The sequence below is a fragment of the Nocardia sp. NPDC005998 genome (assembly GCF_040614395.1).
Taxonomy (GTDB): Bacteria; Actinomycetota; Actinomycetes; order Mycobacteriales; family Mycobacteriaceae; genus Nocardia.
In genome coordinates this window covers 1-12,715 of the sequence record NZ_JBEXUI010000043.1, presented here as the reverse complement: position 1 = coordinate 12,715, position 12,715 = coordinate 1, and the positions used below count along the sequence as shown (strand labels likewise).

Annotated in this window: 19 protein-coding genes; 12 read left to right on the top strand and 7 right to left on the bottom strand. The window is 64.7% G+C overall.

The window, feature by feature from the left end:
- Window positions 1-160: 160 nt before the first annotated feature.
- Window positions 161-544: a DoxX family protein gene (locus tag ABZ293_RS35710; protein WP_355188047.1), complete on the bottom strand. Its 384-nt coding sequence runs from the start codon at window positions 542-544 to the stop codon at window positions 161-163.
- Window positions 545-745: 201 nt separating this feature from the next.
- Between ABZ293_RS35710 and ABZ293_RS35705 the strand changes: the two genes are divergently transcribed.
- Window positions 746-1,303 (top strand): dihydrofolate reductase family protein, encoded by a 558-nt coding sequence (locus ABZ293_RS35705; protein ID WP_355188045.1) that lies wholly within the window; start codon window positions 746-748, stop codon window positions 1,301-1,303.
- A gap of 4 nt (window positions 1,304-1,307) precedes the next feature.
- Here the strand turns inward: ABZ293_RS35705 and ABZ293_RS35700 are convergent, their stop codons facing one another.
- From ABZ293_RS35700 to ABZ293_RS35685, 4 genes are all read right to left on the bottom strand, one after another.
- A complete protein-coding gene (locus ABZ293_RS35700; RefSeq protein ID WP_355188043.1) occupies window positions 1,308-2,015 on the bottom strand; it encodes an alpha/beta hydrolase in 708 nt (235 codons plus the stop codon).
- A 258-nt stretch (window positions 2,016-2,273) separates the two neighbouring features.
- Window positions 2,274-3,821 carry an FAD-dependent monooxygenase gene (locus ABZ293_RS35695; protein ID WP_355188041.1) on the bottom strand — a complete coding sequence of 516 codons (1,548 nt, stop codon included), beginning with the start codon at window positions 3,819-3,821 and terminating at the stop codon, window positions 2,274-2,276.
- 42 nt (window positions 3,822-3,863) lie between these two features.
- Window positions 3,864-4,478, bottom strand: coding sequence for a TetR family transcriptional regulator (locus ABZ293_RS35690; protein WP_355188039.1), 615 nt, complete (start codon window positions 4,476-4,478; stop codon window positions 3,864-3,866).
- Window positions 4,479-4,540: 62 nt separating this feature from the next.
- On the bottom strand, window positions 4,541-4,891 hold the full coding sequence (locus tag ABZ293_RS35685; RefSeq protein WP_355188037.1) for a DUF1844 domain-containing protein: 351 nt from the start codon (window positions 4,889-4,891) through the stop codon (window positions 4,541-4,543).
- Between the two features lie 339 nt (window positions 4,892-5,230).
- On the opposite strand from ABZ293_RS35685, the gene infC reads away from it, so the two are divergent.
- From infC to ABZ293_RS35665, 4 genes are all read left to right on the top strand, one after another.
- Window positions 5,231-5,917, top strand: coding sequence for a translation initiation factor IF-3 (gene infC / locus ABZ293_RS35680; protein WP_354960394.1), 687 nt, complete (start codon window positions 5,231-5,233; stop codon window positions 5,915-5,917).
- Window positions 5,918-5,976: 59 nt separating this feature from the next.
- Complete coding sequence (gene rpmI / locus ABZ293_RS35675; RefSeq protein WP_328411703.1) at window positions 5,977-6,171, top strand: 50S ribosomal protein L35; 195 nt, start codon at window positions 5,977-5,979, stop codon at window positions 6,169-6,171.
- A gap of 128 nt (window positions 6,172-6,299) precedes the next feature.
- Window positions 6,300-6,680 (top strand): 50S ribosomal protein L20, encoded by a 381-nt coding sequence (gene rplT / locus ABZ293_RS35670; protein ID WP_354960377.1) that lies wholly within the window; start codon window positions 6,300-6,302, stop codon window positions 6,678-6,680.
- A 38-nt stretch (window positions 6,681-6,718) separates the two neighbouring features.
- On the top strand, window positions 6,719-7,516 hold the full coding sequence (locus tag ABZ293_RS35665) for an RNA methyltransferase (protein WP_355188137.1): 798 nt from the start codon (window positions 6,719-6,721) through the stop codon (window positions 7,514-7,516).
- Window positions 7,517-7,994: 478 nt separating this feature from the next.
- Here the strand turns inward: ABZ293_RS35665 and ABZ293_RS35660 are convergent, their stop codons facing one another.
- Entirely contained in the window at window positions 7,995-8,282 is a 288-nt protein-coding gene (locus tag ABZ293_RS35660; protein ID WP_355188035.1) for a hypothetical protein, read from the bottom strand.
- A gap of 406 nt (window positions 8,283-8,688) precedes the next feature.
- On the opposite strand from ABZ293_RS35660, the gene ABZ293_RS35655 reads away from it, so the two are divergent.
- The 4 genes from ABZ293_RS35655 to ABZ293_RS35640 are packed head-to-tail and all read left to right on the top strand — an operon-like array spanning window position 8,689 to window position 10,804.
- Window positions 8,689-9,018, top strand: coding sequence for a type VII secretion target (locus tag ABZ293_RS35655; RefSeq protein ID WP_355188034.1), 330 nt, complete (start codon window positions 8,689-8,691; stop codon window positions 9,016-9,018).
- Window positions 9,018-9,743, top strand: a complete 726-nt coding sequence (locus ABZ293_RS35650; RefSeq protein WP_355188032.1) for a WXG100 family type VII secretion target — start codon at window positions 9,018-9,020, stop codon at window positions 9,741-9,743. Before ABZ293_RS35655 ends, ABZ293_RS35650 begins: the two co-directional genes overlap by 1 nt.
- Complete coding sequence (locus ABZ293_RS35645) at window positions 9,744-10,232, top strand: hypothetical protein (RefSeq protein WP_355188030.1); 489 nt, start codon at window positions 9,744-9,746, stop codon at window positions 10,230-10,232. It abuts the gene before it with no gap.
- A complete protein-coding gene (locus ABZ293_RS35640; RefSeq protein WP_355188029.1) occupies window positions 10,220-10,804 on the top strand; it encodes a hypothetical protein in 585 nt (194 codons plus the stop codon). The genes ABZ293_RS35645 and ABZ293_RS35640 overlap by 13 nt, the downstream gene beginning before the upstream one ends.
- A gap of 334 nt (window positions 10,805-11,138) precedes the next feature.
- Here ABZ293_RS35640 and ABZ293_RS35635 read toward each other — a convergent pair whose 3' ends face one another.
- Entirely contained in the window at window positions 11,139-11,261 is a 123-nt protein-coding gene (locus ABZ293_RS35635) for a hypothetical protein (RefSeq protein ID WP_355188027.1), read from the bottom strand.
- A 405-nt stretch (window positions 11,262-11,666) separates the two neighbouring features.
- On the opposite strand from ABZ293_RS35635, the gene ABZ293_RS35630 reads away from it, so the two are divergent.
- The 3 genes from ABZ293_RS35630 to ABZ293_RS35620 all read left to right on the top strand — a co-directional run bounded on the left by ABZ293_RS35630 (window position 11,667) and on the right by ABZ293_RS35620 (window position 12,651).
- On the top strand, window positions 11,667-11,801 hold the full coding sequence (locus ABZ293_RS35630) for a DUF397 domain-containing protein (RefSeq protein WP_355188135.1): 135 nt from the start codon (window positions 11,667-11,669) through the stop codon (window positions 11,799-11,801).
- A gap of 215 nt (window positions 11,802-12,016) precedes the next feature.
- A complete protein-coding gene (locus ABZ293_RS35625; RefSeq protein ID WP_355188026.1) occupies window positions 12,017-12,355 on the top strand; it encodes a WXG100 family type VII secretion target in 339 nt (112 codons plus the stop codon).
- Complete coding sequence (locus tag ABZ293_RS35620; RefSeq protein ID WP_355188024.1) at window positions 12,352-12,651, top strand: WXG100 family type VII secretion target; 300 nt, start codon at window positions 12,352-12,354, stop codon at window positions 12,649-12,651. Before ABZ293_RS35625 ends, ABZ293_RS35620 begins: the two co-directional genes overlap by 4 nt.
- Window positions 12,652-12,715: the final 64 nt, after the last annotated feature.

Here is a 12,715-nt window from a genome sequence, read left to right as displayed (position 1 = left end):
AAGGGGGTGTCGATACATCCACCAATGAGCTGTGGGCGCGCGGTCGTATGGCTCGCCCGTCGACCCGCGTCGAATGGTGGCCGCCTCGGCTGTGTTCCGATCCGCGACGATCACCGGGTTCAGGACCCCGCGCGGGTGTTCCGGAAGCTGCTTCACTCGGTCAGCCGATGAAGGACTCGGGGCCGAGGCGACCCCATGCCACGAACACGGCGACGGCGAGATAGACCAGATTCACCATTAGCGGCAGGCGTTCGCCGTGGCGGAGATGGGTGATCATGGCACCGACCATCAGCGCTATCCAGCAGATGGCGGTCACCGGCACCATCACCGGTGCGATATCGAGCACGGCGGGCAGGATCAGACCGGCCGCGGCCAGGATCTCGAGGACTCCGAGGGTTTTGACGAAGCCAGCGCTGATCTCGCCGGTCCATGCCCCGCCGGGGGCTGCGGCCAGCTTCTCCACGGGCACAAACGTTTTGGTGATGCCGCCGAACAGGGCGACGGCGGCCAGCAGTCCGGCGCAGATCCACAAGGCGACATTCATGAGCTTTCTCCTTCGTGAGCGGTTCGCCCACAAGACGCCGGTGTCGAGATCCTTGTGACAACTCAGATTCATGACGTGCACCACAAGCAAGGCCGCTCGCTGCGCAACCACCTGATCCTTGATCTGGTTGCAATCTGCCATCGGGTGACCTACCGTCGGTTCTACCGATTGCAAAACGCAAGCAGATTGCGAGGGCTGCGCATGGTCGACACTGAGCCACAGGTAGCAGATGGAAAAGTGTTGTGGCACTTCACGATGTCGCTGGACGGTTTCGTGGCCGGGCCGAACCATTCGATGGACTGGATGACCGGATTCTCGATCCGTCAAGGGCTGATCGGGGAGTACGTCGATACCACTGGTGCCGTGCTCGCGGGTCGGGACGGTTGGGACGCCGGGGGCGACAGCCGCCCGTATGGCGGCGCCTGGCACGGACCGATCTTCGTGCTGACCCATCACCCCGAGGACGGGACACCCGCCGACGGAGTCACCTTCCTGACCTGTGACCCCGCCGAGGCGGTGCGGATCGGGCTGGTGGCGGCGGGCGGCAAGAACCTCGAAGTGTTCTCGCCAACCATTGGCCGTCAGCTCCTCGAACTGGGACTGATCGACGAGATCGACCTCCACATTGCACCGATCCTGCTCGGCGAGGGCATCCGGCTGTACGACAACCCGGGCGGTGCACCGATCCGCCTCCGCCAAGTCGGTGCGGGCGATCCCGTCTCGGTCGTCAACGTCCGATACCGACCGAGCGCAACCTGATGCCTCAGCGGTTCGCGACCGTATGGATCAGCTCGGCGAGCTCCTTGTATTTGGACCACATCGGCCAATGTCCGGTGGGTAGATCGAGGTATTCGGCATCTATCTTGGCCAACTCGGCGAACATCGGTTCCTGGCCCGCGTCGCGGAGCTTTTTGACCAGATCGGCGGTGATGCTGTTGCAGATCACCGTGGTCGGGATGACAAGGCGCGCAGGTGAATCGCTGAGCTGCAGGGGAGCGGCGGCGACCCCGGTGGGTTCGGAGACGGCGCGCTCGCGGAAGCGGGTCAGGGACGCCTCGTCCAGTCCGGTGAGGCTATTGCCCTCGGCCTCCAACCGGCCCCAATCCGGCAGTGCGAGTTCGCGAATCGATTCGTCCAGGGCGGAATTGAGAATGAAACCATTGGGGAGCGGAGCGGCGTCGACATAGATGCCGCGGCTGAAGCGTTCCGGGGCGATGTCGGTCGCGAGATAGGCGGCCGCCGCGCCGCCGGAGTGCGCGACGACCACCACTGCTTCATCTGGGGCAATGGCGTCGAGAATGGCCTGCGCCTGGATTTCCAGGGTAGCGTCCAGCCGGTCGTCATCGTCCGGATCGAGTCCGGGCAAGGTCAGCGCCAGCACATCGTCGCCCCGGCCGCGCAGATCATCCGCGACGTCGTCCCATGCCCATGCGCCGAGCCAGAATCCGGGAATCAGAAGTATCCGTGCCATCGCGTGAGCATCGCATGCCGAACCTTCGAAAATACAATTCCCCAGCAATTCGGCTGGTTGTCGAGATATCCACGCGTACAACGCCTTTCATTGTTCATGAGGTGAACCGAATCGGCCGGGCGAGATCGTTCCGTGATAAGCGCGACCGTGAACCTCGGGGCTTGCCCCGCGCCGCAACCCCGCGTCGGTCGCAGCCCACCCAGGGACGATGCGGACATCGCTGCGTCCAGTCTGCGGCGCTGCGGAATCAGTCCGGTATCAAGAGGTCATGGGTGCGCCGAACCAGCGCGTCAGTGCGCTCATGAGCCGATCGGCATCGGGTTGTCCGGCCGTGCTGGCAGCCCACGCGATATGCCCGTCCGGTCGAATGAGCAGCGCGTCGGCGGGGGCGTCGGGGCTGGTCGCGACTACCGTATCGACGCGATCGCGCCAGGGCTCGGCGAGCTCGGCGAAGCCGGTGTCGTCCGCGAGGACGAGCAGCACCGGTCGTGCTCCGTGCAGGAGGTCGGCAACGCGCGCCGCTCGACCTTCGATTTCGATGGACAGTTCGGGGACCAGATATCCGGCCAGCGGATGCGGGTCGCCGATGTCGTAGTGGACATCGGATCCGGCGAGCAGGTTTGCGATATGGGCGGTGGTGGACGGGATCTCGAGCAGTTCGGTGAAGAGTTTGCGCATGGCGGTGACCTGCGGGCCGGGGGCCATCAGGGCGAGTTGCGACAGCGAGTGCATCATGACGCGCTCACCGACCGGATAGCGCTCGGACTGGTAGGTATCGAGCAATCCCGTTGGCGCCCAGCCGTTCACGTGTGCGGCGAGCTTCCAGCCGAGATTTGCCGCGTCCTGCAAGCCCAGATTGAGGCCGGGTCCGCCCATGGCGGAGTGCACATGCGCGGCATCGCCGACGAGGAAGACGGCGCCGTCGCGATAGCGCTCGGCCTGTCGGGTGTTCTGGCCGGTGATCCGGCGCAGCGCATGCGGGCCCGGACCGTGCGGCGGCTGGATCGGCACGTCGACGCCGAGCACCCGCCGCAGGCTGTCGCGCAGCTCCACCACCGTCATCGGCACCTCCTCCGGCACGGGATCGGTATCGAATTCGATGGTGGCGACGATCGGTCGGCCGGGTTCGAGCTCGGCGAAGACGAAGCCGCCGCGCTCGAGGCGATTGTGTCCGAACGGAAGCCGCCCGAAGCCGGGAATCTCGACGCCGCCATCGGCGGTGCGCAGCTCGTCCGGCAGGCTGACATGCGCCATCCGGGTGGTCGAGCCCTCGAATGTGCTTCCGGGAAAGTCGATTCCAGCGTGCTTGCGGACCACGCTCTTGCCGCCGTCCGCCCCGATCAGGAAGGTCGTGTCGATCTCGTAGTCGCCGTCGGGACCGGTCACCGACACCGTGACGCCACCATCGTGCTGCACCAGTTCGGTCAGCTCATGCCCCCACCGGATCTCCGCGCCCAGTTCCAGTGCCCGTTTCTCCAACAGGCGCACCAACTTCGGCTGGGGGAGCAGCAGCATATACATCGGATTTTCGCGCAGTTGCGCGAACGACATCGGAATGCCGCTGAACCCATAGCCCGGCAGCGCGCGGGGCACACCGGGCGCGCCGCCGAATTCGTGATAGAGACCGCGCATATCGAGCAGCCGAATCACCTGGCCGACAAGGCCGTTCGCTTTCGGCTCGGCGCTCGGTTCATCGAGTTTTTCCAGCACCATCGGATGAACTCCGGCCAGTGCGAGTTCGCACGCGAGCATGAGACCGTTCGGTCCAGCGCCGGAAATGATCACGTTGACAGAGTTTTCGGGCATGGCGAATAGACCCCTTTATTTCATTGTGTGATCGGTTGGGTTTCAGTCGGTCGTGGGCGCCGGAAGTCCGGCGGCCACATCATCGATGGCCTGCCGCAGGAGTGCGGTGATCAGCACCGGCGGATCCGCGTGGACATACGTTTCGGTCGTGGCCTGATGGACCGCGCCGAGCACCCCGGCGACGAGGCGTGGGTACATGTCGTGCACCGGATCGGTGCCGGTGCGTTCGGCTATCGCTTCGACCCAGTCGTCGAATACGCCCTTGGACAACGCGATTCGCGTCTCCGGAGCGTCCAGCAGTTCGCGGATCACCGCGAGTTGTTCCGGCCGCGGCAGTGCGAGTCCGGCGCCATCGGCCTCCAGCGGTTCGACGATGGCCGCGCGGATCGAAGTCCACAGCGGTTCGTCGGCGGGCCGCTCACGGAGTATTGCGAGGCTGCGCCTGACCCGCTCGACCTGCCGGTAGACCAGCGCCTCGTGCTTGCCGGTGAAGTAGTTATTGAAGGTCCGCACGGATACGCCCGCCCGGGCGGCGATGTCGTCCCTGGTGATATTCCCGAGGCCGCGGGCGAACGCCAGCTCCAGCGCGGCATCGCTCAGCGCCAGGCGCGTATCGCGTTTCTTGCGTTCACGAAGACCGAGCTGTTCGTCCGACATGACACAAGCTTAGCCAGAATCTTGCCCGGCGGGCAAGATTTCCCGGCGGGCAATTTTTCGGATCAGTAGACCGGACCGGTGTACTTCTCGCCGGGCCCCTTGCCGGGCTCGTCGGGATGTGCCGAGGCCTCGCGGAAGGCGAGTTGCAGCGACTTCAGGCCGTCACGGTAGGGACCGGCGTGCGGCCCGAAGTATTCGATCGATGAGGTGATCAGTCCGGCGAGTGCGGTGATCAGGCGACGCGCCTCGTCCAGATCGCGGCGCGGGCTGTTGTCCGGATCCTCGTCGGCGAGTCCGAGCTTCTCCGCCGCCGCGCTCATCAACATCATCGCGGCGCGGCTGATGATCTCGACCGCCGGGATATCGGCCAGCTCGCGGACCTCGGTCGCGTCGGATACTGCCTCGTCACTCATGTGCACGAGGATGGCATCGTGGTGAGCGGGCGCGCTCGGCGGGGCGGGGCGATTCGGCGATAGCGAGCGGGAATGTTAGACTTTCCGCTGACGACCGCCCCGGGCTTGCTCGGGGCTGATAAGTGGAGCCCGACTCCCACCGTTGCCGACGAGCAATCGTACTGGTTAAACGGTCCGGTCATCCGCCCTTCCGGGGCGGTTTTCTTGTGCGGAGGGTCCTCGTTGGGGATCGTCACGGACAGGGTCGACGCGAGCATGCTCGTGGTCGAAGGCCGGTCGACTCGGGCCCCGAGGCGGAATACCGCACCGGGGCTTTTGTGTTGAAAAGGGGTTGCAGTTATTGCGTGCGGTCGTCGGACGACACCGCTTGACCTAGGAGGCCCCATCAGCACTGAGACCCGCATCAACGATCGCATCCGCGTTCCCGAGGTCCGACTCATCGGACCGGGTGGTGAACAGGTTGGGATCGTGCGTGTTGAAGATGCACTACGCGTCGCCCTCGAGGCGGACCTCGACCTGGTCGAGGTTGCGCCGGATGCCCGTCCACCGGTCTGCAAGATCATGGACTACGGCAAGTTCAAGTACGAGACGGCGCAGAAGGCGCGCGAGTCTCGCAAGAACCAGGTGCAGACCGTGATCAAGGAGCAGAAGCTCCGTCCCAAGATCGACGACCACGACTACGAGACCAAGAAGCGCAACGTTGTTCGCTTCCTCGAGGCGGGTTCCAAGGTCAAGGTGACGATCATGTTCCGCGGTCGTGAGCAGTCGCGCCCCGAGCTGGGCTTCCGGCTGCTGCAGCGTCTGGCCTCCGACGTCGCCGAGTTGGGTTTCGTCGAGACCTCCGCCAAGCAGGACGGTCGCAATATGACCATGGTCCTCGCGCCCCACAAGGGTGCGAAGACGCGGGTGAAGGCGCAGGAGGATTCGCGGGCACCGCGTCCTGCCGCCACCGAGGCTCCAGCCGCTCCCGCACCGGCTGCGGACGCGCCGGCAGCCGAGCAGGCCGCCTCGGCCGACCCGCAGTAATACCGATCAGAAACCGGTGGTCCGCGAGGACCACCGGTACGAGACAGATAGAGGAATCCATGCCGAAGATGAAGAGCCACAGCGGCGCCTCGAAGCGATTCAAGGTTTCGGGCCGTGGCAAGCTGCTGCGTCAGCAGGCGAACCGTCGCCACCTGCTCGAGCACAAGTCCACCCGCCGGACTCGTCGTCTGGACGGCACGGAGTCCGTCGCGTCTGTTGACGTCCCTCGCGTCAAGCGCCTGCTCGGTCTCTGAGATCGCAAGCGACCGTCGATAGGTCGCTCGAAGGCAAGCACCCGCGCGACCGGGACTCCGGACGCCGACCACCGACCAATTTTCGGGGCGCTACGCATGCGCCCCCTAGATCTAAAAAGGACTGACCCATGGCACGCGTCAAAAGGGCCGTCAACGCTCAGAAGAAGCGTCGTTCCGTTCTCGAGGCCTCCAAGGGCTACCGTGGCCAGCGCTCGCGGCTGTACCGCAAGGCCAAGGAACAGCAACTGCACTCGCTCACCTACGCCTACCGGGACCGCCGGGCGCGCAAGGGTGACTTCCGCAAGCTGTGGATTGCCCGCATCAACGCTGCGGCGCGCATCAACGACATCACCTACAACCGCTTCATCCAGGGCCTGAAGGCCGCCGGTGTCGAGGTGGACCGCAAGATCCTCGCCGAGCTTGCCGTTTCCGACGCCGAGGCGTTCGCCGGTCTGGTCGCCGTCGCCAAGGCTGCGCTCCCGCAGGACGTCAACGCCCCGGCTGCCTGATTCGGCCCTGCGTGACGACACAGCATTCGGAACGACCCGTGGACGCGCTCTCCGAGCGCAATCCGCGGGTCGTTTCCGCTGTCAAGCTCCATCGTTCCGTTGCCCGCCGCAAGACCGGGCTGTTCCTCGCCGAGGGCGCGAATTCGGTTGCGGCGGCGTTGGATACGGGGCGGGTGCGGGAGCTGCTCTATTCGGCCGGTGCCGCGGTGCGTGAGCACGAACTGGTTGCCTCGGCCGTCGGTATGGGGGTGCGGACCACGCTGGTGAGCGACCGGGCGGCGCAGCATCTCGGTGAAACCGTCACCGCCCCTGGGCTTGTCGCGGTGTGCGAGCTGATCGACGTGCCGCTGACGGACGTACTGGCCGAGCGGCCGACGCTACTCGCCGTCCCGGTGGAGATCGCCGAACCTGGCAATGCGGGCACCCTTATTCGAGTCGCCGATGCGGTGGGCGCGAATGGCGTTGTGCTGGCGGGAGATACGGTCGATCCGCACAATGGCAAATGCGTGCGTGCCAGTGCGGGCAGCCTGTTCCACGTGCCAATCGCGCGGCACCACGATATTGGCGAGGTGCTCGATGCCGTTGCGGCAGAAGGCATTAAGATACTCGCTACCGCCGCCGATGGTGAGGTCGGTCTGGACGAGGCCGATGAATTGCTGGCCGGTCCGGTGGCCTGGCTGTTCGGCAATGAGGCGCACGGCTTGGATCCGTCGGTCGCCGGCCGGGCCGACCATCGGGTGCGTATCCCGATCCACGGCCGCGCCGAGAGTCTCAACCTCGCCGCCGCAGCCGCTATCTGCCTGTACGCGAGCGCGCGGGTCCAGCACACGAAATAGGCCGGGCGCGAATTTCCCCGATTCTCGGCGGTTCGACTAGCGGTCCACCTCGCCGGCCTTCAGACGGAGTCGAAGAGATCCCTTGCCGCATCGTCGAACACCGGCAACGGCTGATATTCTCCAGTTTCGAATCCCGCACGCCGACCTTGCTGCCCTCGAGGTGTGCAGCCTCCGCAGCGCGTTCGAGGTGTCAACGCATCGCGCGTGGATGTCGGTCGCCTGATGCATGATTGGGCATGGAAAAGTGTGCCGACGGTCGACGGGTCCAGCCTGGGTTTCTCGGCGCTGCCGCCTGGTCCGCCACTACGAACGACTACCCGAACACCACGAAGCCCTCATGATTTGGTCGATGATCATGAGGATGTCGCGGCGTCTGGCCCACACCAAGCAATGAATCACTCACCGCACCAGCATTATTCGACGATCGTGAACACCCCAGAAGGCTCCTGTTCCAGCCAGCCACGCGCTACCAGGCGTTTCACCTTCTCCGCAACGACTCGACCTTCGACCGATCGATACCCGGCTCGGCGGCGACCTGCCCGGCCCGCAACCCGCCACCGGACTCGGCGAGCACCGCCAGGATCTCGGCGTAATCCTCCTGCAGCGCCGACGCTTTCAACCCCGCTGCCCGCTGCGGCACCAGCACCAATCCGATCGGCGATCCATCCGGAATCGGCTGCGACGCAATCATTCCCGTTCTACCGGCCGAAACTTCGCCCACCGCAGGCGGTGTCGGTTCGGCGGTTCCGGCGCGGATCTCGCTCATCGTTTCCTGCGTGATCGCCAGTCGCGACAAGCGGTGCTATTCAGCTGTTCGGTCAGCTCCGCGATCTGGCGACGCAGCTGCTCGACCTGTTCAGCAGCGGCCGCCTCACGCCGGTCCAGCTTCTCACGCCACGACATCATCGCCCACCCGCATTGGCGATAAGCTCTTGGCAACCACCACAACAGTGGCCCAAGCGTTTTCGCAGGTCAGCCGACCTAGGTCGCTAAACGATCAGTTTGGCTCACAGGCACCAAGACACGCACAGGGGGTGCCGCAGATCGTCCGCAGTCGGGACGGTTGCCACGCGCTGTCGCACGAGATATCGGCGAAGTTGCGCTGAGCAGGCATTTTGTGTGAAGGTGCTTCGGTGTAGAGCGGTCGGCGCACGGCCGAGAGGGGAGGTCCGATGTCGGAGACTTTCAAAGTCGATCCAGCTGCAGTGGACGCGTTCGCCGTGGCTTTGAAGACGCTGGCCGAGGCCAATGCGAATGTCGCGACCTATCTGGACAAGTGGTTGGTCTTGGACAACACCGTGTGGGGCGACGGCGGGCTCATCCGGATCGGGCTGAGCGCCGTTGCCGAGGCGCACAACAAGCTGAAGCCCAATTACGCCACCCTCGGCACCCTCTCCGAGGCTGCGGCGACCGAATTGACCAAAGTCGCACAGGTTTACCGGACCACCGACCACGCGCGCGCCGACGAGTTGGACCGCACGTACCCCACAGGCAGCAATTGATGACCAAGACGCCGTCCGAGCACTTGGCGGAACCTTCGCTCGAGGACCCGCTCAACGACAGTTTCGAGTTCCTCATCACCTCGAACGCCATTTCGCCGACGTACTGGGCTTGTAAGTGGTGCGAAAACGTCCTCGGGACAGACCCGCTGAAGTGGCTCACCACCAAAATCTCCGGTGATTGGGAGGCGCTGCAGAAGGCGGGCAAGGCGGTGGAGAACCTGGCTTCCTACAGCGCGAGCTTCTCCGAATCGGTCAAGTCCGCCGCGACGACTGTCGACGCGACGTGGGACGGTAACGCTGCGACCAGCGCCCAAGCGTATTTCACGGAGCTCTCGGCAGCCATTTCCGCGCAGGTCGAGCCATTGAAGGAGATGGCGACCGAGATCAACCGCTTCGCGTCGACGGCGTACCACCTCTCCACCGCCATGAGTAATGCCTTGCAGACCTTGCTGGACTGGGGCGCCATGGCGGTGATCGAGTGGGCCGCGGCCGAGGCCTCCGCGCTTACCGGCGTCGGAATTTTCGCAACGGCGGCCCTGGTCGCCGCCGCCACTGCGACCACGGCGAAAGTGATCGCGGAATGGGGCCTGCTGGTCGAGAAGTTCAACGCCGCGTATGTCGCACTCGAGGCCATCGCCGGGGTCGGTTTCGGCGTGGTCGCGGTGGTCGAGTCCGCCGATATGCCGAGCCTGCCCGCCGCCACCTACGACCACCCTGGAGCCTGAATGAACGCGCCCGAGCCGATTCATGATCTGGCCCACGGCGATCTCGGGGCCTCACGCCAACTGTCCCGGGCGATTCGGGTGCTGATGGATACCGCCACCGATCCGCAATTGAAGGAGCAGCTGCGCGGTGTCCTCGAAGGCAAGGCCAGCGCACGCGAGTTGATGCACAGCGAGGCATTCAATCGGGTGCTCGATCGCACATTGCCCGCCGCCATGCAGCAGTTCGCGGACATGCCGGATGAGGAACGGCAACGGCTGGCCGCCCAGGGCGAAGCCGAGTTGGTGCGACTCCGGTCTGAACCATTGGAGGACCAGCGGCCGCCGGACCGGCCGATGCTCCCTCCCGCGGATCGGCCGGCGCCCGCCGGGAACGCCGTTATCCCGGGCACCCGCAAGCCCAACCGCGATCGCGTCGTAACCCCGACTGATGACGACGACGAGGACGACGAATACTTCCGGGACCGCCAGCAGCGCGGATGGCTGCAGTGACCAGGGCGCGGGTGGTCTTCGACACTGAGATCAACCCGGAGTGGACGCCGACTCTCGCGACGGCACCGACGGAGCTCGTTCTCACCGAGCCGATGCCGGGGTTGTGCAGCGAGCACGGTTGCACCGCCAGTGAGATCCGTTCCTTCGCAGTCAATTCCAGTGGCCCACTATCGGAGTTGCCGACACTGCGAGCCATGTTGCGCTCCATGAAACCCGGGCGGCGGGACCCCGTCCTAGCGCGCGTCCGCTTCGACTGCCCGGCCTGCGAGTTCTGTCTCCTCGAGGTCCGGCGCTTCCGTCGAATTGCGCTGCTGGCACTGCTGGCGATACCACTGGCAATCGCGGCCGCCCTCTTCGTACGGGCGCTCGAACTCGAACCGCTCTATCTACCTTTGGCTTTCGTGAGCGTGCCCGGATGCATGCCGATCGCGTTGCTGGTGGCGATGTTGTCCTGGAGTCGTTCCCGCTATTTCGCCGATGTCTGGATGAACGAAACAGCCGACCAGCTGATCGTTTCCGCACACCCGGATTTCGTGGCCGCGGTCGAGCACAATCGGGCGGGGAATCGCTGAACCCCCCACTGGAGCCCACCACAATAGGGGCCCAAGCCTTTTCGCAGCTCCGCCCACCGGAGCCACTAACGATCAGTTTGTTCACAGCAGTTAGTGAGGACGGATCGAGAATTCTGCTAGCGTTCGGTACGCGATTTCGAGAGAATAATCGCAGTGTTGGATCGATATTCTGGCAAGTTCTGTGCGGTGCTGGAGATGTCGGAGCGGAGGTATTCGATGGCGGTGGGTTTCATCGGGTGAGTGCCGATCTGGGGACGTCGAGCATGGCCTGGCTGGTCGGTGTCGTCGTGTAGGCGTGGCCGCAGGTCGACATTTCCCAGGCCTGGCCCTTTGGCTATTCACTTCCGTGCCACTTGGGCTTACGCTGCGGCTCCCCCACCGGCCAGCACGCCGCCCACACCAACACCGCCAACGGCACCCCAGCCGCCAGCACCAGCCCGGCCGTGCTCCAACTCATCATCCCTGCCTTTCCGACGAGAACGCGGTCCACCGAGCGAAAGACATTCGCGGAGTAGCAGTTTCGACGTTCGCGACACACATCACCGCATGCAACATCAGCACATCCAGATGCAGCGGCGACGGCATGATCACCGCATCCACTTCCGCACCCCGGACCTGGTCGACCAGCGGCACCAGTGTGATGTCCCGGCGGCCATACCAGCGCGTAGCCGAGCCGCCGCACCTGCGCCGCATCCCATTCCGGATTTTCGGTGACCACCGGGTCTATCCAACCCAGCGCGGTCGGACGCGACCTCATCGCTGCCTTGCATCGCGGAATGCGGCTGTCGATGTGAGCCGCGCGGCGAGTGCCGCGGCATCCGCACCGGGGTCGGTCAGTCCATCCAGGACATCCAGCAAGGAAATCGCACACCTCAACGGTGGCATGGTCGGGGTGCGCGACTCGAAGAACCCCACGGGCCCAGCTCTTGTATTCAGTCCCGCTGAGTGGGATGTATTCACGGCGGGTTTGCAGAGCGGGAGGCTCGAGCTGTCCTGAGTGGCGTGCATGTGAAATCATAGGAACCCCAGGTGTGCTGGGGTTCTCCCGTTCCCAGAGCTCCACGCCCGCACGTCGACGGCGGTAGGTGGACGTGCATCGGTTCGGCTGCCGCTGGCGCCATCCGAAACAACCTCGGCGTCGCACTCGGCGCCCCAAGATCTCCTACCTCGCTCTCTGGGCTGCGCCCAAGGCGTATCGGTTAGGATTCGCGCATGAGTGATGGGGGGACACCAGCCTCTGGTCAGAACCTTGCGGTGGTGCCGGAGAAGGTGCGTGAGGTGGGCAAATACGTCTACGAGTTGGCCGAGGCACTGCGATCGGCACTGGATTCTGCGGCCAAGGACGTCGCTTCGCTGACCGATGGTAGCTGGACCGGTGATGCGGCCAACGAGTTCTCTGAGGGCTGGACAGAAGTGCGTGACGGCGGTGTCCAGATCATGACCGCCCTGACCGGCATGGCGGAGAGGCTGGGCGTCACCGCAGATACCTACCAGGCGGGAGATGAGAGCAACGCCGTCACATTGAACACTTCGAGTTTGGATCTGCCGTGAGCTCTCAGTTTTCGGTCGACCTGGACCATCTCGATGAGATCGTGGTCCGTCTGTCAGGACTCGCTGGCTTCATTGGCGAGCATCTCGATGAGATCGATGACCGGGTCGCCGCCTTGACCGGTAGTGGGTGGGAAGGTGTTGCCGCCCAGGCGTATGCCGATGCCCACGCTCAATGGGTTACTGGGGCACGCGAATTCGTCGAGGGTGTGCAGGATGTCAGCGACGCGGCCAAGGCGGCCCACGCGCGCTACAGCACCGCCCACGCCACGAATTACACAATGTTTTCCCAGGGATAAAGACGCATGGGTGTACTGGTTATCGACTGGCAGACCTACTACGACGCCGGCAAGAAATGCCACG

Bases quoted from the DNA above. Each gene is read 5' to 3' on its own strand.
- ABZ293_RS35710 (WP_355188047.1), bottom strand. From the start codon at position 544: ATGAATGTCGCCTTGTGGATCTGCGCCGGACTGCTGGCCGCCGTCGCC.
- ABZ293_RS35705 (WP_355188045.1), top strand. From the start codon at position 746: ATGGTCGACACTGAGCCACAGGTAGCAGATGGAAAAGTGTTGTGGCAC.
- ABZ293_RS35700 (WP_355188043.1), bottom strand. From the start codon at position 2,015: ATGGCACGGATACTTCTGATTCCCGGATTCTGGCTCGGCGCATGGGCA.
- ABZ293_RS35695 (WP_355188041.1), bottom strand. From the start codon at position 3,821: ATGCCCGAAAACTCTGTCAACGTGATCATTTCCGGCGCTGGACCGAAC.
- ABZ293_RS35690 (WP_355188039.1), bottom strand. From the start codon at position 4,478: ATGTCGGACGAACAGCTCGGTCTTCGTGAACGCAAGAAACGCGATACG.
- ABZ293_RS35685 (WP_355188037.1), bottom strand. From the start codon at position 4,891: ATGAGTGACGAGGCAGTATCCGACGCGACCGAGGTCCGCGAGCTGGCC.
- rpmI (WP_328411703.1), top strand. From the start codon at position 5,977: ATGCCGAAGATGAAGAGCCACAGCGGCGCCTCGAAGCGATTCAAGGTT.
- rplT (WP_354960377.1), top strand. From the start codon at position 6,300: ATGGCACGCGTCAAAAGGGCCGTCAACGCTCAGAAGAAGCGTCGTTCC.
- ABZ293_RS35660 (WP_355188035.1), bottom strand. From the start codon at position 8,282: ATGAGCGAGATCCGCGCCGGAACCGCCGAACCGACACCGCCTGCGGTG.
- ABZ293_RS35655 (WP_355188034.1), top strand. From the start codon at position 8,689: ATGTCGGAGACTTTCAAAGTCGATCCAGCTGCAGTGGACGCGTTCGCC.
- ABZ293_RS35650 (WP_355188032.1), top strand. From the start codon at position 9,018: ATGACCAAGACGCCGTCCGAGCACTTGGCGGAACCTTCGCTCGAGGAC.
- ABZ293_RS35645 (WP_355188030.1), top strand. From the start codon at position 9,744: ATGAACGCGCCCGAGCCGATTCATGATCTGGCCCACGGCGATCTCGGG.
- ABZ293_RS35640 (WP_355188029.1), top strand. From the start codon at position 10,220: ATGGCTGCAGTGACCAGGGCGCGGGTGGTCTTCGACACTGAGATCAAC.
- ABZ293_RS35635 (WP_355188027.1), bottom strand. From the start codon at position 11,261: ATGAGTTGGAGCACGGCCGGGCTGGTGCTGGCGGCTGGGGTGCCGTTG.
- ABZ293_RS35625 (WP_355188026.1), top strand. From the start codon at position 12,017: ATGAGTGATGGGGGGACACCAGCCTCTGGTCAGAACCTTGCGGTGGTG.